Genomic DNA, 19807 nt, shown 5'->3' on the forward strand with positions numbered 1-19807 from the left:
TTGCGGTGAGAACGGCGGGTACTCAGCCGGCCCTGCGCCGCGCAGGCGAGCCGCCTGGCCAGCAACGCATTGAAAAGTCTTTGAAGATTGCTCAAAGGCGTGTTCGAATAATAGATAACAATTACTTAGGGCCATCCCGGCCAGAGGAAGAGGAAAGCAATGCCACATCTCGCAGAGCTGGTTGCCAATGCCAAGGCAGCCGTAGAAGATGCCCAGGATGTTGCCGCGTTAGATTTGGTGCGCGTCGAATATTTTGGCAAGAAAGGTCATTTCACCTTGCAGATGCAGTCTCTGCGCGACGTACCGGCGGAAGACCGTCCGGCGGCCGGCGCGGTGATCAACCAGGCCAAGCAAGAGGTGCAAGACGCCCTGAACGCGCGCAAGAACGCGCTGGAAAGCGCCGCGCTGAACGCGCGCTTGGCGGCTGAAACCATCGACGTCTCCCTGCCGGGCCGTCGCATGGAAAACGGCGGCCTGCACCCGGTGACCCGCACCATCGACCGCATCGAAACCTTCTTCGGCGAGCTGGGCTTCTCCGTCGCTACCGGCCCGGAGATTGAAGACGATTACCATAACTTCGACGCGCTGAACATTCCAGGGCATCACCCGGCGCGCGCCGACCACGATACTTTCTGGTTCGACGCTACGCGCCTGCTGCGCACTCAGACCTCCGGCGTGCAGATCCGCACCATGAAGAACCAGCAGCCACCGATCCGCATCATTGCGCCGGGCCGCGTTTATCGTAACGACTACGATCAGACTCACACCCCGATGTTCCACCAGATGGAAGGGCTGATCGTCGATAAAGACATCAGCTTCACCAACCTGAAGGGCACGCTGCACGATTTCCTGAATAACTTCTTTGAAGAAGACCTGCAGGTTCGTTTCCGTCCGTCCTACTTCCCGTTCACCGAGCCGTCCGCCGAAGTGGACGTGATGGGTAAAAACGGTAAATGGCTGGAAGTGCTGGGCTGCGGCATGGTGCATCCGAACGTGCTGCGCAACGTGGGCATCGATCCGGAAGTTTACTCCGGCTTCGCCTTCGGTATGGGCATGGAGCGCCTGACGATGCTGCGTTACGGCGTCACCGACCTGCGCGCATTCTTCGAAAACGATCTGCGTTTCCTCAAACAGTTTAAGTAAGGCGGGAATATCACATGAAATTCAGTGAACTCTGGTTGCGCGAGTGGGTAAACCCGGCCATCAGCAGCGAAGCATTATCCGATCAAATCACCATGGCCGGTTTGGAAGTGGACGGCGTGGATCCGGTTGCCGGCGCGTTTAACGGCGTCGTGGTGGGTGAGGTTGTCGAGTGCGGTCAGCACCCGAACGCCGATAAACTGCGCGTCACTAAAGTTAACGTGGGCGGCGATCGCTTGCTCGACATCGTCTGCGGCGCGCCGAACTGCCGCACCGGCCTGAAAGTGGCGGTCGCCACCGTGGGCGCTGTGCTGCCGGGCGATTTCAAAATCAAGGCCGCCAAACTGCGCGGCGAACCTTCGGAAGGCATGCTGTGTTCGTTCTCCGAACTGGGCATTTCCGACGATCATGACGGCATTATCGAACTGCCGCTGGATGCGCCGATCGGCACCGACATCCGTGACTATCTGAAACTGAACGACAACACCATCGAGATCAGCGTCACCCCGAACCGCGCCGACTGCCTGGGCATCATCGGCGTCGCGCGTGACGTGGGCGTACTGAACCAGGTTGCGCTGACCGAACCGGACATGAGCCCGGTGCCCGCGACGATTGACGCCACGCTGCCGATCCGTGTTGACGCGCCGCAGGCGTGCCCGCGTTATCTGGGCCGCGTGGTGAAAGGCATCGACGTCAAGGCGCCAAGCCCGCTGTGGATGCGTGAAAAACTGCGTCGTTGCGGTATCCGTTCTATCGATGCCGTCGTCGACGTCACCAACTATGTGCTGTTGGAACTTGGCCAGCCGATGCACGCTTTCGATCTGAGCCGCATCGACGGCGGCATCGTGGTGCGCATGGCGGAAGAAGGGGAAACCTTGACGCTGCTGGACGGCAACGAAGCCAAACTGAACGCCGACACCTTAGTGATCGCCGATCATCAAAAAGCATTGGCGATGGGCGGCATCTTCGGCGGCGAGCATTCCGGCGTCAACGGCGAAACCCAGGACGTGCTGCTGGAGTGCGCTTTCTTCAGCCCGCTGTCGATCACCGGCCGCGCGCGGCGTCACGGCCTGCACACCGATGCTTCTCACCGCTATGAGCGCGGCGTCGATCCGGCGCTGCAGTACAAAGCCATGGAGCGCGCCACGCGCCTGCTGCTCGACATTTGCGGCGGCCAGGCAGGCCCGATTATCGACGTGACTCACGAGAATGAACTGCCGAAGCGTGCCACCATCACGCTGCGCCGCGAGAAGCTGGATCGCCTGATCGGCCACGTGGTGCCGAGCGAGCAGGTCAGCGACATTCTGCGCCGCCTGGGTTGCCAGGTGACCGAACAGGGCGACAGCTGGCAAGCGGTCGCGCCGAGCTGGCGTTTCGATATGGAGATCGAAGAGGATCTGGTGGAAGAAGTGGCGCGCGTTTACGGCTACGACAACATTCCGGATGTGCCGGTGCGCGCCGATTTGGTGATGACCCAGCATCGCGAAGCCGATCTGACGCTCAAGCGCGTGAAGACCATGCTGGTCGATCACGGTTATCAGGAAGCGATCACCTACAGCTTCGTCGATCCGAAAGTGCAGGCGCTGCTGCACCCGAATGAAGAAGCGCTGATCCTGCCGAGCCCGATTTCGGTCGAAATGTCGGCGATGCGTCTGTCGCTGTGGACCGGCCTGCTGTCCGCGGTGGTGTATAACCAGAACCGCCAGCAGACGCGCCTGCGCCTGTTCGAAAGCGGCCTGCGCTTTGTGCCTGATAGTGCGGCAGATCTGGGTATCCGTCAGGACGTCATGCTGGCGGGCGTGATCGCCGGCCATACGCACGATGAACACTGGGATCTGGCGCGCAAGCCCGTCGACTTCTATGATTTAAAAGGGGATCTGGAGTCTGTCCTCGAGCTGACCGGTAAATTATCCGAAATTCAGTTCCGGGCGGAAGCCAATCCGGCCCTGCATCCAGGGCAAAGTGCGGCGATTTATTTGCACGGCGAACGCGTTGGTTTCATCGGTGTGGTTCACCCGGAACTTGAACGTAAACTGGATCTTAACGGCCGCACCGTGGTGTTTGAACTGGAGTGGAACAAGCTTGCGAGCCGCGCCGTGCCTCAGGCGCGGGAGATTTCGCGCTTCCCGGCAAACCGCCGTGATATCGCCATTGTGGTGGCTGAAAACGTCCCCGCAGAAGATATTTTGGCCGAGTGTAAGAAAGTTGGCGCAAATCAGGTAGTTGGCGTAAACTTGTTTGACGTGTACCGTGGCAAGGGCGTGGCAGAAGGTGACAAGAGCCTGGCTATCAGTCTGGTATTGCAGGATACCGCTCGTACACTGGAAGAAGAGGAGATAGCCGCTACCGTTGCAAAATGCGTAGAGGCTCTAAAACAGCGATTCCAAGCATCCTTGAGGGATTGAACCTATGGCGCTTACTAAAGCTGAAATGTCAGAACACCTGTTTGAGAAGCTTGGGCTTAGCAAACGGGACGCCAAAGACCTGGTGGAACTGTTCTTTGAAGAGGTCCGTCGGGCCCTTGAGAATGGCGAACAGGTAAAACTGTCGGGTTTTGGCAACTTTGATCTGCGTGACAAGAACCAACGTCCGGGGCGTAACCCGAAGACCGGCGAAGATATTCCGATTACGGCGCGCCGCGTGGTGACCTTCCGTCCGGGGCAGAAGCTGAAAAGCCGGGTAGAAAACGCCAGCCCGAAAGGGTGAGTGACGTGACATCAAAAAAGGCCGCTTGCGCGGCCTTTTTCTTTTCTGGGACAAAATTCAGTTTATTCCTAATCGATAAGACATGACTTCATTGAGCCGTTAAGTCGGCACGGCGAAAATCATTGCCCTTAATTGCGGAATATTCTTATATCTTATTTAATGTAATGCGTGGCTTTTATTTCTCACTTCAATAACGGCCGTAATAATGGCCAGGGCCATCGCCACGGTGGCCGCCGCCTCCGTGAGGGCCCCAGCAACAGGCGCTAAGGGTTGAGGCCAGGGCGACCACGGCCAGCAGCATACCGAGTCGTTTAATCATCTTATTATCCTCCGGTGGGGATCCGTTTAATTATCATTGTCGCGCCGCTTAAGCGATGTCAGTTATTCGTTAAGCCTTGGCAGAGGCAATAATAATTAAAGACGTCGGCAAACAGTGTCGGGATTGTGTAAGGCCGTCGAAAACGATCTGAAAATAGGCACCGGTGAGATAGTCGCTAAATAAGCGCACTGATATAACCACTGCAGCAAGAAAAATAGAGTGAGAAGGCAAAATGAAAAAGATCCTGTTGCTGGTGTGTTTCCCTCTGTTGCTGCCGCTGGCGGCACAGGCCGATGTCTCCGTCGATATCAACGTGCCGGGCGTTTCCCTGCATTTGGGGGATCAGGACCGCCGTGGTTACTACTGGGATGGCTACGACTGGCGTCCCCCGCAATGGTGGCATGCACACCAAGGCCGCGGTTTGGGGGAGCGCAATGCGCGCGGCCTGTACTGGGACGGCGGGCGCTGGCAGCCTTCGCCGCCGCGCGGCTATGAGCGTCGCGAGCCGGCGCGCAGCGGCAATCCTTTCCACGGCGATCGCGATAATCGTGATCATGATGGCCGCCATGACGATCGCGGCGACCATGACCGACGCGATGACGGCCGTGGCCGGCCCTATCCGCAGGGCAACCCCGGTCAGCATCGTTAACCCCTGAGTTTATCGGCGGCTGGTTTTGCCATCATCCTGGCGATGACGGGCAGGGCCAGCCGCTGCTTTCCTGCGCCATCGTTTACGCAAGGCTTCCCCTTGCGGCGTTAACCCCCTAATATTTGACTCAGACGTCAATTATCCGGCCACGACAGCGGCCGGCAGGGAATCGCCGCGCCATGCCAACCAGCCGTACCTTCACCTTACTGTTGCAACATCAACGTTACCGCGATAAACGCCAGGTCATTCTGTTGGCGCTGGGCGTGGTGCTGGCATTGCTGTTTAGCCTTTGCGCCGGCGATCGATGGATATGGCCGTCAGAATGGTTCAGCGATCGGGCGCAGCTGTTCGTCTGGCAACTGCGATTGCCGCGTGCGCTGGCGGTGATGTTGGTCGGCGCCGCCCTGGCGGTAGCCGGGGCGGTGATGCAGGCGCTGTTTGAAAACCCGTTGGCGGAACCTGGCCTGCTGGGGGTGGCGAACGGCGCCGGCGTCGCGCTGGTGCTGACGGTGCTGCTGGGCCACGGTCTGCTGCCGGTAGCGCTGATGAGCGCCGCCGCGATAGCAGGCGCGCTGGCGATGACGTTCTTGCTGCTGAGCTTCGCTCGCCGGCGCCGCCTGACCAATGCGCGGCTGTTGCTGGTGGGAGTGGCGCTGGGCATCGTGTGCAGCGCGCTGATGACCTGGGCGGTCTATTTCAGCACCAGTCTCGATCTGCGGCAGTTGATGTACTGGATGATGGGGGGCTTCGGCGGCGTCGACTGGCGCCAAAAGTGGCTGGTGTTGGCGCTGCTGCCGGTGCTGCTGTGGCTGTGTGGCCAGGGGCGAGCGCTTAACCTGATGGCGCTGGGCGAGGTGCAGGCGCGGCAGCTCGGGCTGTCGCTGCATCTATGGCGCAACCTGCTGGTGCTGGCGATCGGCTGGCTGGTGGGCGTCAGCGTGGCGCTCGCCGGGGTGATCGGCTTCGTCGGGCTGGTGATCCCGCATATTTTGCGGCTCACCGGCCTGACCGATCAACGCTATCTGTTGCCGGCCTGCGCGCTGGCGGGGGCCGGCGTGTTGCTGGTGGCCGATGTGATCGCCCGCGTTGCGCTGCTGGCGGCCGAACTGCCGATCGGCGTGGTGACCGCTACGCTGGGAGCGCCGCTATTTATCTGGTTACTGACCCGGGCAAAAGGCGTAAGGTAGTTTTCTTCATTCACCTGCCATTAAAAAACTACAGGATGACAACCGATGAGCAATCCAATTTATAACCTGCCGTTACAGACCATCGAAAATCAGGCTACCACGCTGGGGGCCTATCAGGGCAAGGTGCTGCTGGTGGTCAACGTGGCCTCGGAGTGCGGCCTGACGAAGCAATATGAAGGGCTGGAAGCGCTGTACGAAACCTATCGCGATCGGGGGCTGGAAGTGCTGGGGTTCCCGTCCAATGAATTCCTGGGGCAGGAACCGGGCAGCAATGAAGAGATCCTGGCGTTTTGCCGCGGCACTTTCGGCGTGCAATTCCCGATGTTCGCCAAGATTGAGGTGAACGGCGAACACCGTCATCCACTGTATCAGGCGCTGATTGCCGCGCAGCCGGCTGCTGTCGCGCCGCAGGGCAGCGAGTTCCTGGCGCGGATGACCAGCAAAGGGCGTGCGCCGAAGCACGCCGGCGATATTTTGTGGAACTTCGAGAAATTCCTCATCGCGCGCGACGGCACGGTGATCCAGCGCTTCTCGCCTGACACCACGCCAGAAGATCCGGCGCTGGTGGCGGCGGTGAAACAAGCGCTGGCAGGGTAAGACGGATGCTGCAACTCGTTGAGGTTGGGGTGGCGGGGCGCCTGGCGCCTTTTTCGGCACAGATTGACGGCGGGTTGCAGGTTCACCTGATCGGCCCAAATGGCGCCGGGAAGAGCACTCTGCTGGCGCGGGTGGCGGGCATGCTGCCGGGGCTGGGCGAGGTTCGTCTGGACGGACGCGCGCTGTCCGATTATCCGGGGAGCGAACTGGCATCCCGGCGCGGTTACCTCAGCCAGCAACAGCCGCCGGTGTCGCTGATGCCGGTGTTTCAGTATTTGGCGCTGCACCGGCCTGCGGCGGCGGCGCAAACCGATGTGGAGCACGCCATCCTCTATCTGTGCCGGCGGTTGAAGCTGGTGGATAAGCTGTCACGCATGCTGACGCAGCTTTCTGGAGGAGAATGGCAACGGGTGCGGCTGGCGGCGGTCTTGCTGCAGGTGTGGCCCAGCGTCAATCCGCACAGCCGCCTGTTGTTGCTGGATGAGCCGACCAACAGCCTGGATGTGGCGCAGAAAGTCGCGCTGGATCGCCTGCTGCGCGAATTCTGCCAGAGCGGGCGCAGCGCGCTGGTATGCGCGCACGATCTGAATCACACCCTGCAGCAGGCCGATCGGGTTTGGTTGCTGCATGCCGGCCGGCTGGTGGCGCAGGGCGTCACGCGTGAAGTGATGGTGCCCGCGCTGCTGTCGCAGATTTATGAAGTGGATTTCCAGCTGCAATGGGTAGGGGACCAGCGTTGGATCATGACCCGCACGGCTTAATTAACCCAGTGGGCGGGGCGCAACGTAAACGGAAACTAAACACAGTGAATATAAATAGCGGGGTAAGGATCGGCGAATATTGTGCGGTCTCTCATTTTCTTATCGATTTTCTTGAAAAACGTCGATGACGTGCTACGCTTGATTCGGCAAAAATAAAATACGTAAGTAATTATTAAAAAATATAAGAAATTGATTTACATAATAAAATTAAATTAATGATGACGGCACCTTCCTATCAGTTCTCCCACTGATGACAAGTCTCGTCTTAAGGTTTAGTTAAGCTTGCGGCCTTACATTGGCAGTTAATCCACGGAAACGATTCTTCTCTGGCGTTTAATATTCGTTAAACGAAAGGGATTTACAGTGTCATCAAAAGCAGTTCGATACGTTTGGGGTTAACTATGGATCAATTTTTACCTTTCTCTCGTCCAGCCATCGGCGACGAAGAAATCGCCGCGGTAGAGAAAGTGTTGCGTTCCGGTTGGATCACCACCGGCCCGCAAAATCAGCAACTGGAAAGCGACTTCTGTTCCACCTTCGGCTGTAAGCACGCCATCGCCGTGAGTTCCGCCACAGCGGGCATGCACATCACTTTGATGGCGCTGGGCGTGGGGCCCGGCGATGAAGTCATCACCCCTTCCCAAACCTGGGTTTCCACCCTCAACATGATCGAACTGCTGGGCGCTACGCCGGTGATGATCGACGTTGACCGTGAGACCTTGATGGTCAGCGCCGCCGACGTTGAGGCTGCCATCACCCCGAAAACCAAAGCGATTGTTCCGGTGCATTATGCCGGCGCCCCCCTGCAGATGGACGCTTTGCGCGCCGTGGCCGAACGCCATGGTCTGCCGTTAATCGAAGACGCCGCCCATGCGGTCGGCACGCGTTACAACGGCGAATGGGTCGGCGCGCGCGGCACGGCGATTTTCTCGTTCCACGCGATTAAGAACGTGACCTGCGCCGAAGGCGGCCTGATCGCCACCGACGACGATGCGCTGGCGGATCGCCTGCGTTGCCTGAAGTTCCACGGCCTGGCCGTCGATGCCTTCGATCGCCAGCAGCTTGGCCGCAAACCGCAGGCCGAAGTGGTGGAGCCGGGGTACAAATACAACTTGTCCGACATTCACGCGGCGATCGCCGTGGTGCAACTGTCGCGCTTCGCCGAGCTGAACGCGCGCCGTAAGGCGCTGGCGCAGCGCTACCTGAGCGCGCTGGAAGGCTCGCCGTTCCAGCCGTTGGGCGTGCCGGATTATCCGCATGACCACGCCTGGCACCTGTTTATGGTGCGCGTCGATCCCGAGCGCTGCGGCCTCGATCGCGGCCAGCTGATGGAGCGCCTGAAAGAGGTTGGCATCGGCACCGGGCTGCATTTCCGTGCCGCGCACACCCAGAAATTCTACCGTGAGCGCTATCCGCAGCTGTCGTTGCCGAATACCGAATGGAACTCGGCGCGGCTGTGCACCTTACCGCTATTCCCTGATATGACCGACGCCGATGTGGATCGCGTGGTCAATGCCTTGTCTTCTGTTGTGGAGTCTTTACGTGTCTCGCGTTGAACCGATCAAAAAAGTGTCGATAGTCATCCCGGTATACAACGAGCAGGAAAGCCTGCCTGCGTTGCTGGAGCGCACTACCGCCGCCTGTAAGCAGTTATCCCAACCTTATGAAATCATTCTCGTCGACGATGGCAGCAGCGACAACTCCGCTGACATGCTGACCGCGGCGGCCGAAAAGCCGGACAGTCACGTGATTGCCGTCCTGCTTAACCGCAACTATGGCCAACATTCGGCGATCATGGCCGGTTTCAATCAGGTGACCGGCGACCTGGTGATTACCCTTGACGCCGATCTGCAGAACCCGCCGGAGGAAATCCCTCGGCTGGTCAGCGTGGCGGAAGAGGGCTATGACGTGGTGGGCACCGTGCGCGCCAACCGTCAGGACTCCTGGTTCCGCAAAAGCGCTTCGCGCGTAATCAACATGATGATTCAACGCGCCACCGGTAAATCGATGGGGGACTACGGCTGCATGCTGCGCGCCTACCGTCGTCATATCGTTGAGGCGATGCTGCACTGTCATGAGCGCAGCACTTTCATCCCGATCCTGGCGAATACCTTCGCCCGTCGCACGACCGAGATCGACGTGCGTCACGCCGAGCGCGAGTTCGGCGACTCCAAATACAGCCTGATGAAGCTGATCAACCTGATGTATGACCTGATCACCTGTCTGACCACTACGCCGCTGCGTTTGCTCAGCGTGGTCGGCAGCATCGTGGCGCTGTCCGGGTTCGTGTTGGCGCTGGTGCTGATCGCGCTGCGTCTGCTGCTCGGTCCTGAATGGGCCGCCGGCGGCGTGTTCACGCTTTTCGCCGTCCTGTTCACCTTTATCGGCGCCCAGTTTGTCGGCATGGGGCTACTGGGTGAATACATCGGCCGCATCTATACCGACGTGCGCGCACGTCCTCGCTATTTTGTTCAGAAAGTGGTCGGCGTACAGCAAGACCACAATACTCAGGAAGAAGAATGATGAAAGCTATTGTATTTGCTTACCATGATATTGGCTGCGCAGGTCTGAAAGCGCTGACTGAGGCGGGTTATGACGTGCAGGCTGTGTTCACGCACACCGACGACCCAGGTGAGAACAACTTCTTCTCCTCCGTGGCCCGTTTGGGCGCCGAATTGGATCTGCCGGTCTATGCGCCGGAAGACGTGAACCACCCGCTGTGGGTTGATCGCATTCGCGAACTGCAGCCGGACGTGATCTTCTCGTTCTACTACCGTCACATGCTGAGCGACGAGATCTTGTCGCTGGCCCCGTTGGGCGGTTTCAACCTGCATGGTTCGCTGCTGCCGCGCTACCGTGGCCGCGCGCCGGTGAACTGGGCGTTGGTGAATGGCGAAACCGAAACCGGGGCCACCCTGCACAAAATGGTGAAACGCCCTGACGCCGGCGACATTGTGGGCCAGCAGAAAGTGGCTATCGCCGACAACGACACCGCGCTGACGCTGCACAAAAAAGTGCTGGAAGCCGCACAGGCCGTGTTGAAAGAGCAGCTGCCGAAGCTGAAGAACGGCACCGCCACTTTTACCAAGCAGGATGAGTCTCAGGCCAGCTACTTCGGGCGCCGCACCGCGGCGGACGGCGAGATCTTGTGGCACAAATCCGCCAAAGAGATCAACAACCTGGTCCGCGCCGTCACCGAACCGTACCCGGGGGCATTCAGCTACCTCGGCCAGCGCAAGCTGATCGTCTGGCGTTCCCGCGTGCTGGATACCCAACACGATAAACAACCGGGCACCGTGCTGAGCACCGCCCCGCTGGTCATCGCCTGTGGCGAAGGCGCGCTGGAAATCGTCGCCGGGCAGAACGAAAGTGGCCTGTACGTGCAGGGCAGCCGCCTGGCGCAGGAAATGGGCATCGTCACCGACGTGCGTCTGGCCGCCAAGCCCAACGCCGTGATGAAACGCCGCACTCGCGTGCTGATCCTCGGGGTCAACGGTTTCATCGGCAACCACCTGACCGAGCGTCTGCTGCGCGACGATCGTTACGACATCTACGGTCTGGATATCGGCTCTGACGCCATCAGCCGCTTCCTCGACAACCCGCGCTTCCACTTCGTGGAAGGCGACATCAGCATCCACTCTGAGTGGATCGAGTATCACATCAAGAAATGCGACGTGGTGCTGCCGCTGGTGGCGATTGCGACGCCGATCGAATACACCCGCAACCCGCTGCGCGTGTTCGAGCTGGACTTCGAAGAGAACCTGAAGATCGTTCGCGACTGCGTGAAATACAACAAGCGCATCATCTTCCCGTCCACCTCTGAAGTGTACGGCATGTGTGACGACAAAGAGTTCGATGAAGACCACTCGCGTCTGATCGTCGGGCCAATCAACAAACAACGCTGGATTTACTCGGTCTCCAAACAGCTGCTGGATCGGGTGATCTGGGCTTACGGCGCCAAAGAGGGCCTGAAGTTCACGCTGTTCCGTCCGTTCAACTGGATGGGGCCGCGTCTGGATAACCTGGACGCCGCGCGCATCGGTTCTTCCCGCGCCATCACCCAGCTGATCCTCAACTTGGTAGAAGGTTCGCCGATCAAACTGATGGACGGCGGTGCACAGAAGCGTTGCTTCACCGACATCAACGACGGCATCGAAGCGCTGTTCCGCATCATTGAGAACCGCGACGGCCTGTGCGACGGCCAGATCGTCAACATCGGCAACCCGACCAACGAAGCGAGCATTCGCGAGCTGGCGGAAATGCTGCTGGAAAGCTTCAACAACCACCCGCTGCGTGACCGCTTCCCGCCGTTTGCCGGCTTCAAGGATGTGGAGAGCAGCAGCTACTACGGTAAAGGTTACCAGGACGTCGAGCACCGCACGCCGAGCATCAAAAACGCGCGCCGCCTGCTGGGCTGGCAGCCGACCATCGAGATGAAGCAAACCGTCGCCGATACGCTGGACTACTTCCTGCGCACTACCGTTCAGGAAGGGAACGATGCATGAAGAAAGTCGGTCTGCGGGTTGATGTAGATACCTTCAGCGGCACCCGTGAAGGGGTGCCGCAGTTGCTGGACCTGTTCGAAAAGTATGACATTCAGGCCAGCTTCTTCTTCAGCGTGGGACCGGACAACATGGGGCGCCATCTTTGGCGCCTTTTGCGTCCGAAATTTCTGTGGAAAATGCTGCGCTCGAACGCCGCTTCGCTGTACGGTCTGGATATTCTGCTGGCCGGCACCGCGTGGCCGGGGCGCAACATTTCACGCGCGCTGGGGCCGCTGATGAAGCGCACCGCCGAAGCCGGCCATGAAGTCGGGCTGCATGCCTGGGATCACCAGGGATGGCAGGCCAAAGTCGGCAAGTGGAGCGAGGCGCAGCTGACCGAACAGGTGCAGCTGGGCGTCGATGCCCTGAGCGCCAGCACCGGCCAGCCGGTGAAATGCTCCGCCGTGGCGGGGTGGCGTGCCGACACGCGCGTGCTGGAGGTCAAACAGCGTTTCGGCTTTCATTACAACAGCGATTGCCGCGGCACCCATCCGTTCCGTCCGGTGCTGAGCGACGGGCGTCACGGTACGGTGCAGATCCCGGTGACGTTGCCAACCTTCGACGAAGTGATCGGCAGCGAAGTCAGCATGGCCGACTTCAACGACTACATTCTGCGCGCCATCGAGAACGATCGCGGCGTACCGGTGTACACCATTCACACCGAAGTGGAAGGCATGTCGCAAGCGGCGATGTTCGAACAGTTATTGCAACGCGCACAGCAGCAGGGCATCGAATTCTGTCCGCTGAGCGCGCTGTTACCGCAAGATTTGGCGTCACTGCCGTTGGGCCGCATCAAGCGTGCTCCTTTCCCCGGCCGCGAAGGTTGGCTGGGCTGTCAAACCGATGTGAAGGACGTTACATGAAGGCGCTAAAAGGATCCTGGGCCATTCTGCTGGCCGTTTTTTTTGCTCTGGTCTACCTGATCCCGCTTAACGGTCGTCTGCTGTGGCAGCCGGATGAGACGCGTTATGCCGAGATCAGCCGTGAAATGCTGCAACGCGGCGATTGGGTGGTGCCGCATCTGCTGGGGCTGCGTTATTTCGAGAAGCCGGTAGCGGGTTACTGGTTCAATAACATCAGCCAGTGGCTGTTCGGCGAAAACAACTTTGCGGTGCGGTTCGGCTCGGTGTTCAGCACCGGCATGACCGCATTGCTGGTGTTCGCGCTGGCGATGCTGATGTGGCGCAATGCGCGCCGTGCCAGCCTGGCGGTGCTGATGTTCCTGTCGATGGTGCTGGTGTTCAGCATCGGCACCTACAGCGTGCTGGATCCGATGATCTCGCTGTGGCTGGCGGCGGCGATGGTCAGCTACTACCTGACGCTGAAAGCCACCTCGGTCAAAGGCAAGCTGGGTGCCTACGCGCTATTGGGCTTGGCCTGCGGCATGGGCTTTATGACCAAGGGCTTCCTGGCGCTGGCGGTGCCGGTGATCGCGGTGATCCCGATCGTCATCCAGCAACGTCGTATCAAGGATCTGCTGTGCTACGGCCCGGTGGCGATCGTGACCGCCACGTTGCTCAGCCTGCCGTGGGCGCTGGCGATTGCGCAACGTGAGCCCGATTTCTGGAATTACTTCTTCTGGGTCGAACACATTCAGCGTTTCGCCGAAGATAACGCCCAGCACAAGGCGCCGTTCTGGTATTACCTGCCGATCTTGCTGGCGGCGGTGCTGCCGTGGCTGGCGCTGCTGCCCGGCGCGCTGCTCAAAGGCTGGCGCGAACGCGTGCAGCACCCGGAGCTGTTCTTCCTGCTGAGCTGGGCGATGATGCCGCTGATCTTCTTCAGCATCGCCAAAGGCAAGCTGCCGACCTATATTCTGCCGTGCATGGCGCCGCTGGCGCTGCTGATGACCGCCTATGCGGAAGACTATGCCGCCACGCTGCGCGCCAAGCTGTTTAAGGCCAACGCCTGGCTGAACGGCCTGTTCGGGCTGATTGGCATCGTGGCGCTGGTGGTGTTGAGCGCCGGTCTGCTGCCGAAAGCGCATCTGTTTACTCCGCAGGAGTGGCCGAAAGTGGTGCTCGGCCTGATCGCGTTCGGTGGTTGGCTGCTGTTCGCGCTGGTCTCCGCGCGCGATAACGGCCGCCAATGGCGCTGGGCGGCGGCCTGTCCGGTGCTGCTGTGCCTGGTGATCGGTTACGCGATTCCGCAGCAGGTGACCGATTCCAAACTGCCGCAGAACTTCGCCCGCGCCACGATGGCCGAGCTGGGCGACAGCCGTTACGTGCTGACCGACAGCGTTGGGGTGGCGGCCGGTCTGGCCTGGGAACTGAAGCGCAGCGACGTGCTGATGTACAGCCAGAAAGGCGAGGTGGCCTATGGTCTGGAGTATCCGGACGCCAAAGGGCACCTGATCAGCGACGCCGACTTCCCGCAGTGGCTGGCGCAGGCGCGCAAGCAGGGGAATGTGTCGCTGGTGTTGCAGCTCTCGCGCGGCGAAGCGCTGCCGCAGGAACTGCCTGCCGCAGACAAGGTGGATCGCATGAACCGTTTGGTGCTGATGTGGTATAAACAGCAACCATGATCGGTTTTCTGTTGGTGATAGTGGTCAGTCTGCTCACCTGTGGTGGGCAGCTGTGCCAGAAGCAGGCGGCGCACTGCTGGGAACGGGCGGACGAGGCGCGGCTCAAGCAGACACTGCGTTGGCTGGCGCTGGCGGTGCTGTTGCTGGGGCTGGGCATGGCGGTGTGGCTCAATGTGCTGCAACGCCTGCCGCTCAGCCTGGCTTACCCGATGCTCAGCCTTAACTTCGTGATGGTGACGCTGGCCGCGCGCTGGCTGTTTCATGAGCCGACGACCGCGCGTCATTGGTGTGGCGTGGCGTCGATTATGCTGGGGATCCTGCTGATGAGCGTGCATTCATGAAGGGCTATGCCTGGGGCGCCGCCAGCGTACTGCTGGTGACGCTGGCGCAGTTGCTGATGAAGTGGGGCATGGTTCAGATCCCGCTGATGTCGTTCGCCGACGTCTCGTTGACGCTGATCGCCGACTACTGGCTGCCGCTGCTGGCGGTGGGCGGCGGCATCTTCGGTTATGCGCTGTCGATGCTGTGTTGGTTCTTTGCGCTGCGCCATCTGCCGTTAAATCGCGCTTATCCTCTGCTGAGCGTCAGCTATGCGCTGGTTTACCTGGCGGCGGTGATCCTGCCGTGGTTTAACGAATCCGCTACGCTGCTGAAAACGTTGGGCACGCTGTTTATTCTGTTCGGCGTCTGGCTGATTAACAGCAAATCCGAGACCAAATCGCCGCAATAGGGCCAAAACCGGCGATCCTGCTATTATCTCCCTCATGGCGCTTGCCTTTTTCCCCATGCGGGAGATAAATTAACGCGAAATAGCGCTCTCCTTACGTGGTGCCGGCTTTGCCTCGCAGGCAGTGTGGTGGTGTACCGGATGGCATAATGCGGCAACGTGTTCAATGAAGGGATATTATGCGGATGCGTGTGTGGTTTTTATTAGCCAGTTTAATCCTCGCCGGTTGCAGCAGCCATGCGCCGCCACCCAGCGGCCGCCTGGCGGATTCTATCGTGGTGGTGGCCCAGCTCAATGAACAATTGCGCCAGTGGTACGGTACGCCATACCGTTACGGCGGCTTGGATCGCGGCGGCGTAGATTGCTCCGGCTTTGTTTACCGCACGTTCCGCGATCGCTTCGACATGCAGCTGCCCCGTTCGACCGAAGAGCAAACCTCGCTGGGCACCAAGGTCTCGCGCGACGAGCTGATGCCGGGCGATCTGGTGTTTTTCAAAACCGGCGGCGGTGAGAACGGCCTGCACGTCGGCATTTACGATACCAACGACCAATTTATCCACGCGTCGACCAGCCGCGGGGTGATCCGCTCCTCGCTCGATAACGTCTACTGGAAACGGGTCTACTGGCAGGCGCGGCGCATTTAGCCTTAACCCGTTGATTTGGTGTATCATGGCGGCATCACGTGTTTTGAACGGTGCCTGCCATGAACAGTTTGCGTTTACTGATCTCCGACTCCTACGATCCCTGGTTCAATCTGGCGGTGGAAGAGTGCATCTTCCGCGAAATGACCACGCAAAAAATCCTCTTCCTGTGGCGTAATGCCGAAACGGTGGTGATCGGCCAGTCGCAGAACCCCTGGAAAGAGTGCAACACCCGGCGTATGGAACAGGATGGCATTCGGCTGGCGCGGCGCAGCAGCGGCGGCGGGGCGGTATTCCACGATTTGGGCAACACCTGTTTCACCTTTATGGCCGGCAAGCCGGGGTACGATAAAAGCGTCTCCACGAACATCATTCTGCAAGCGTTGCGGCAGTTGGGCGTAACGGCCGACGCATCGGGGCGCAATGATCTGGTGATGGAAACTGCCGATGGGCCGCGCAAAATATCCGGCTCCGCCTATCGCGAAACGCAGGATCGCGGTTTCCACCACGGCACGCTGCTGCTGAATGCCGATCTGGAGCGGCTGGCGGACTACCTCAATCCGGATCCCAAAAAACTGCAGGCCAAGGGCATCACCTCGGTGCGTTCACGCGTCGCCAACCTGGCGGAGTTTTTGCCGGGCATCAGCCATGAGCAGGTGTGTGAGGCGATCGTGCAGGCCTTCTTCGCCCACTATGGCGAGACGGCCGAGCCGGAGATCATTTCGCCGGATGTATTCCCCGATCTGCCCGATTTTGCCGCGCAGTTCGCCAAACAGAGCAGTTGGGAATGGAATTTCGGCAAGGCGCCGGCGTTCAGCCATCTGCTAAATGAACGCTTCGTCTGGGGCGGCGTGGACCTGTTCTTTGATGTCGAGAAGGGGACAATTGTTCGTGCGCAGGTATTCACCGACAGCCTGAATCCGGCTCCGCTACAGCGGTTGGCGGACATGCTGGTGGGCTGCGCGTACCGTAGTGAGCCCGTCGCCGCCTGCTGCGACCGCCTGGTGGCGGCCTATCCGCAACAGGCGGCTGAATTGACCGAGCTGCGGCAATGGCTGAGCGATACCATCCGCTAGCCGGGCGGTCTGGCAGCGAGGGGATGAGCGTGCTCATCCCTTTTTTTATCGCTGAAAGCGACGTTTCGCTGGGCGTAGCGCAGATTTTCTGAAAATCAAGGCGGGCATTTTTTCAGGTTTTCAATGCTGCGAATAACGGGCGGAATTGATGCGTTATTAAATTTAATCAGTCATCGTTAACGGCCGGAAAAATTGGCGTTAAGTCAGAAAGATTATTTTACTTTATTTAGGATTTTTCTTAATTAAAACAAAGGAGATAAGTCAAATTTGACCTCAAATCCATTCCACTTAAGCCAAATATCTTTTCGCATCACGCGCCGAACGAGAAAACTGGCATAAGTGCGGCTGCTTTTCTTTGCGCCGTTCGCGATTGTCGTATAGCTTTAATCTATCAATTAAATGATATTTTACGAGCATTTGCATTGATATTTCCGATTAATCCCAGAAGGATTGATCGATAAAATATATTGATATACGATGATACGCTAGCCATTCATCCTGTGGCATTAAAATGAACATCCAACTCGAAGCTGACTTTATTAGTAGCTATGTTTTTCAACCTGTTTACTCAATGGAGGGCGGGCTGTTGGCGGTGGAAATGTTGAGCCGTTTCAACAGTCTCGACGGTGATTTAGCCATGCCGGCCGAAATTGGGATTAATTTATTGGCGCCTGAACAAAGGATTGAGTTATTTAATGAGCAATTGAGACTGGCGGAGCAGCATGCTGCCTGGTTTACCGGTAACAGCGTGCAGTTGACCATCAATATCGAAGAAACCATCGTCGAGCTTATTCTTTCCGATCCGGCCTTGTGCCAGAGGATCCGGCAATATCCTTTTATTGCATTTGAAATGAGTGAGAGTTTTCCGAATCTTTCTGCCGGAAAGAACAATACGAGCGTGCGGCGATTAAGCGAATTGTTTACGCTGTGGCTCGATGATTTCGGTTCCGGTAAAGCCACGCTGACCGCGTTGTACGATGGTTTGTTTGACTACGTAAAGATAGACAAGCGTTTTTACTGGCAGCTGTTTACCCATCAGGGGTATGACGTGGTCATCGACTCGTTGTTAAAGAATATCAACCTGTTGTGTAAAGGCGTGATCGTCGGAGGAATAGAGAAAAAAGAGTACTTTAATAAACTCAGATACGCCGGTGTTTTAGGCCTGCAAGGTTTTTTATGGCCCAGCGTTGGTGTGGATAATCTGCAAGCTTTGCTGGCGATGCCCAGCGAGTTCAATAATTAAGAAGTGATACAAAAAAACTACACACAATGAGGTAAATAAGCGACGGGGTGATGTTTAGCGTGATTCAGTCGCCGTTATTCACCCACGTTTTTGCTGATAACCGCGTTTGTCAGCCGACGTTCAGCGCGTTTCCTCACGCGAAACCTCCCGCATCCGTTCTGGCGACAGGCGGATGCGTTCTCCCTGCATTCCTTCGGTGTTAATCCTCCCGTTCAGGCTCTACACTACGCTGAAACGGAGGGCCTATGCCGCAATTCGATAACGCTTACTACCAACAATTACCCGGTTTTTACACCGCCCTGAACCCGACGCCGCTCAAGGATGCGCGCCTGCTGTACCACAGTGAGCCGCTGGCGCGCGATCTGGGGCTGGATGAAAGTTGGTTTACTCAGGATAAAACCCCGATTTGGGCGGGGGAAACGCTGCTGCCGGGCATGCAGCCGTTGGCGCAGGTGTACAGTGGCCACCAGTTTGGCGTCTGGGCCGGGCAACTGGGCGATGGTCGCGGCATTTTGCTGGGCGAACAAGTCCTGGCGGACGGCAGTCACCGCGACTGGCACCTGAAGGGCGCCGGGCTGACGCCGTATTCACGCATGGGGGATGGCCGCGCGGTGCTGCGTTCGGTTGTCCGCGAGTTTCTGGCCTCTGAGGCGTTGCACCATCTGGGGATCCCCACCACGCGTGCGTTAACTATTGTCACCAGTCAACAACCGGTATACCGCGAGCAGCCGGAACGCGGCGCGATGCTGCTGCGGGTGGCGGAAAGCCATGTGCGCTTCGGTCACTTCGAACACTTTTATTACCGCAAACAGCCGGAGCAGGTGCGGCAGCTGGCGGATTTCGTCATCGCCCGTTACTGGCCGCAGTTGCAGGATCAGGCCGAGCGTTACCTGTTGTGGTTTACCGACGTGGTCGAACGCACGGCGCGCCTGATCGCCCATTGGCAAACCGTCGGATTCGCCCACGGCGTGATGAACACCGACAACATGTCGATTCTCGGCATCACCATCGATTACGGCCCTTACGGCTTCCTCGATGACTATCAGCCCGGCTACATCTGTAACCATTCCGACCATCAAGGGCGTTACGCCTTTGATAATCAGCCGGCGGTGGCGTTATGGAACCTGCATCGCCTGGCGCAAACCTTGTCGGGGCTGATGACTGCCGAACAGCTGCAGCAGGCGTTGGCGGCGTATGAACCGGCGTTGATGCGCGCCTATGGCGAACAGATGCGCGCCAAACTGGGCTTCTTCACGCCGACGGCGCAGGATAACGACGTGCTGACCGGCCTGTTGAGCCTGATGGCCCAGGAAGGGCGGGACTATACCCGCACGTTCCGTCTGTTGAGCGAAACCGAACAGCAACAGGCGCAGTCGCCGCTGCGCGATGAGTTTATCGACCGCGCGGCCTTCGACGCCTGGTATCAGCAATATCGTCAGCGTTTGCAGCAGGAGCAGGTCAGCGACGCGGAGCGGCAACGGGCGATGAAGGCGGTGAACCCACGGCTGATCCTGCGCAACTACCTGGCCCAGCAAGCGATTGAGGATGCGGAGAAAGACGACGTCGGCCGTTTGCAGCGGTTGCATCAGGCCTTGCTGCGGCCGTTCGACGATGCGCCGGAGTATGACGATCTCGCCGCGCTGCCGCCGGACTGGGGCAAACATCTGGAGATTTCCTGTTCCAGCTGAGATGA

The 19807-nt window shown here is 58.9% G+C and carries 18 protein-coding genes; all 18 read left to right on the plus strand.

The window, feature by feature from the left end; genetic code table 11:
* Window positions 1-159 precede the first annotated feature (159 nt).
* The 18 genes from pheS to ACSBQV_RS02325 all read left to right on the plus strand — a co-directional run bounded on the left by pheS (window position 160) and on the right by ACSBQV_RS02325 (window position 19802).
* Entirely contained in the window at window positions 160-1143 is a 984-nt protein-coding gene (gene pheS, locus ACSBQV_RS02240) for a phenylalanine--tRNA ligase subunit alpha (protein WP_004931416.1), read from the plus strand.
* A 14-nt stretch (window positions 1144-1157) separates the two neighbouring features.
* The gene (gene pheT / locus ACSBQV_RS02245) at window positions 1158-3545 is read left to right on the plus strand and encodes a phenylalanine--tRNA ligase subunit beta (protein WP_033652458.1); all 2388 of its coding nucleotides are present in this window, start codon (window positions 1158-1160) and stop codon (window positions 3543-3545) included.
* Window positions 3546-3549: 4 nt separating this feature from the next.
* Entirely contained in the window at window positions 3550-3846 is a 297-nt protein-coding gene (gene ihfA / locus ACSBQV_RS02250) for an integration host factor subunit alpha (protein WP_004931414.1), read from the plus strand.
* Between the two features lie 551 nt (window positions 3847-4397).
* Window positions 4398-4814 (plus strand): DUF2502 domain-containing protein, encoded by a 417-nt coding sequence (locus ACSBQV_RS02255; RefSeq protein WP_099782833.1) that lies wholly within the window; start codon window positions 4398-4400, stop codon window positions 4812-4814.
* Between the two features lie 179 nt (window positions 4815-4993).
* Window positions 4994-6001 (plus strand): vitamin B12 ABC transporter permease BtuC, encoded by a 1008-nt coding sequence (btuC, locus tag ACSBQV_RS02260; RefSeq protein ID WP_094142146.1) that lies wholly within the window; start codon window positions 4994-4996, stop codon window positions 5999-6001.
* Window positions 6002-6046: 45 nt separating this feature from the next.
* Entirely contained in the window at window positions 6047-6598 is a 552-nt protein-coding gene (locus tag ACSBQV_RS02265; protein WP_033642881.1) for a glutathione peroxidase, read from the plus strand.
* 5 nt (window positions 6599-6603) lie between these two features.
* Window positions 6604-7359: a vitamin B12 ABC transporter ATP-binding protein BtuD gene (gene btuD / locus ACSBQV_RS02270; protein WP_099782835.1), complete on the plus strand. Its 756-nt coding sequence runs from the start codon at window positions 6604-6606 to the stop codon at window positions 7357-7359.
* 401 nt (window positions 7360-7760) lie between these two features.
* Window positions 7761-8915, plus strand: coding sequence for a UDP-4-amino-4-deoxy-L-arabinose aminotransferase (arnB, locus tag ACSBQV_RS02275; RefSeq protein WP_099782837.1), 1155 nt, complete (start codon window positions 7761-7763; stop codon window positions 8913-8915).
* Complete coding sequence (arnC, locus tag ACSBQV_RS02280; RefSeq protein ID WP_033642884.1) at window positions 8902-9882, plus strand: undecaprenyl-phosphate 4-deoxy-4-formamido-L-arabinose transferase; 981 nt, start codon at window positions 8902-8904, stop codon at window positions 9880-9882. Before arnB ends, arnC begins: the two co-directional genes overlap by 14 nt.
* Complete coding sequence (arnA, locus tag ACSBQV_RS02285; RefSeq protein ID WP_033644264.1) at window positions 9882-11864, plus strand: bifunctional UDP-4-amino-4-deoxy-L-arabinose formyltransferase/UDP-glucuronic acid oxidase ArnA; 1983 nt, start codon at window positions 9882-9884, stop codon at window positions 11862-11864. Before arnC ends, arnA begins: the two co-directional genes overlap by 1 nt.
* Window positions 11861-12766, plus strand: a complete 906-nt coding sequence (gene arnD / locus ACSBQV_RS02290; RefSeq protein WP_099782839.1) for a 4-deoxy-4-formamido-L-arabinose-phosphoundecaprenol deformylase — start codon at window positions 11861-11863, stop codon at window positions 12764-12766. The genes arnA and arnD overlap by 4 nt, the downstream gene beginning before the upstream one ends.
* Complete coding sequence (gene arnT / locus ACSBQV_RS02295) at window positions 12763-14427, plus strand: lipid IV(A) 4-amino-4-deoxy-L-arabinosyltransferase (RefSeq protein ID WP_099782841.1); 1665 nt, start codon at window positions 12763-12765, stop codon at window positions 14425-14427. Before arnD ends, arnT begins: the two co-directional genes overlap by 4 nt.
* Window positions 14424-14768 (plus strand): 4-amino-4-deoxy-L-arabinose-phosphoundecaprenol flippase subunit ArnE, encoded by a 345-nt coding sequence (gene arnE / locus ACSBQV_RS02300; RefSeq protein ID WP_033642887.1) that lies wholly within the window; start codon window positions 14424-14426, stop codon window positions 14766-14768. Before arnT ends, arnE begins: the two co-directional genes overlap by 4 nt.
* A complete protein-coding gene (gene arnF, locus ACSBQV_RS02305; protein WP_099782843.1) occupies window positions 14765-15157 on the plus strand; it encodes a 4-amino-4-deoxy-L-arabinose-phosphoundecaprenol flippase subunit ArnF in 393 nt (130 codons plus the stop codon). The genes arnE and arnF overlap by 4 nt, the downstream gene beginning before the upstream one ends.
* 176 nt (window positions 15158-15333) lie before the next feature.
* Window positions 15334-15798, plus strand: a complete 465-nt coding sequence (locus ACSBQV_RS02310) for an NlpC/P60 family protein (RefSeq protein WP_016927954.1) — start codon at window positions 15334-15336, stop codon at window positions 15796-15798.
* Window positions 15799-15857: 59 nt separating this feature from the next.
* Window positions 15858-16871 (plus strand): lipoate--protein ligase A, encoded by a 1014-nt coding sequence (locus ACSBQV_RS02315; RefSeq protein ID WP_033642890.1) that lies wholly within the window; start codon window positions 15858-15860, stop codon window positions 16869-16871.
* A 511-nt stretch (window positions 16872-17382) separates the two neighbouring features.
* Window positions 17383-18114 (plus strand): EAL domain-containing protein, encoded by a 732-nt coding sequence (locus tag ACSBQV_RS02320; protein ID WP_033642891.1) that lies wholly within the window; start codon window positions 17383-17385, stop codon window positions 18112-18114.
* A gap of 245 nt (window positions 18115-18359) precedes the next feature.
* Entirely contained in the window at window positions 18360-19802 is a 1443-nt protein-coding gene (locus tag ACSBQV_RS02325) for a protein adenylyltransferase SelO (protein WP_099782845.1), read from the plus strand.
* Window positions 19803-19807: the final 5 nt, after the last annotated feature.

Source organism: Serratia sp. B501 (assembly GCF_051172315.1).
Taxonomy (GTDB): domain Bacteria; phylum Pseudomonadota; class Gammaproteobacteria; order Enterobacterales; family Enterobacteriaceae; genus Serratia; species Serratia ureilytica.

Excerpts from the sequence above, each read along its gene's own strand:
- pheS (WP_004931416.1), top strand. The coding sequence starts at position 160 with ATGCCACATCTCGCAGAGCTGGTTGCCAATGCCAAGGCAGCCGTAGAA.
- pheT (WP_033652458.1), top strand. The coding sequence starts at position 1,158 with ATGAAATTCAGTGAACTCTGGTTGCGCGAGTGGGTAAACCCGGCCATC.
- ihfA (WP_004931414.1), top strand. The coding sequence starts at position 3,550 with ATGGCGCTTACTAAAGCTGAAATGTCAGAACACCTGTTTGAGAAGCTT.
- ACSBQV_RS02255 (WP_099782833.1), top strand. The coding sequence starts at position 4,398 with ATGAAAAAGATCCTGTTGCTGGTGTGTTTCCCTCTGTTGCTGCCGCTG.
- btuC (WP_094142146.1), top strand. The coding sequence starts at position 4,994 with ATGCCAACCAGCCGTACCTTCACCTTACTGTTGCAACATCAACGTTAC.
- ACSBQV_RS02265 (WP_033642881.1), top strand. The coding sequence starts at position 6,047 with ATGAGCAATCCAATTTATAACCTGCCGTTACAGACCATCGAAAATCAG.
- btuD (WP_099782835.1), top strand. The coding sequence starts at position 6,604 with ATGCTGCAACTCGTTGAGGTTGGGGTGGCGGGGCGCCTGGCGCCTTTT.
- arnB (WP_099782837.1), top strand. The coding sequence starts at position 7,761 with ATGGATCAATTTTTACCTTTCTCTCGTCCAGCCATCGGCGACGAAGAA.
- arnA (WP_033644264.1), top strand. The coding sequence starts at position 9,882 with ATGAAAGCTATTGTATTTGCTTACCATGATATTGGCTGCGCAGGTCTG.
- arnD (WP_099782839.1), top strand. The coding sequence starts at position 11,861 with ATGAAGAAAGTCGGTCTGCGGGTTGATGTAGATACCTTCAGCGGCACC.
- arnT (WP_099782841.1), top strand. The coding sequence starts at position 12,763 with ATGAAGGCGCTAAAAGGATCCTGGGCCATTCTGCTGGCCGTTTTTTTT.
- arnE (WP_033642887.1), top strand. The coding sequence starts at position 14,424 with ATGATCGGTTTTCTGTTGGTGATAGTGGTCAGTCTGCTCACCTGTGGT.
- arnF (WP_099782843.1), top strand. The coding sequence starts at position 14,765 with ATGAAGGGCTATGCCTGGGGCGCCGCCAGCGTACTGCTGGTGACGCTG.
- ACSBQV_RS02310 (WP_016927954.1), top strand. The coding sequence starts at position 15,334 with ATGCGGATGCGTGTGTGGTTTTTATTAGCCAGTTTAATCCTCGCCGGT.
- ACSBQV_RS02315 (WP_033642890.1), top strand. The coding sequence starts at position 15,858 with ATGAACAGTTTGCGTTTACTGATCTCCGACTCCTACGATCCCTGGTTC.
- ACSBQV_RS02320 (WP_033642891.1), top strand. The coding sequence starts at position 17,383 with ATGAACATCCAACTCGAAGCTGACTTTATTAGTAGCTATGTTTTTCAA.
- ACSBQV_RS02325 (WP_099782845.1), top strand. The coding sequence starts at position 18,360 with ATGCCGCAATTCGATAACGCTTACTACCAACAATTACCCGGTTTTTAC.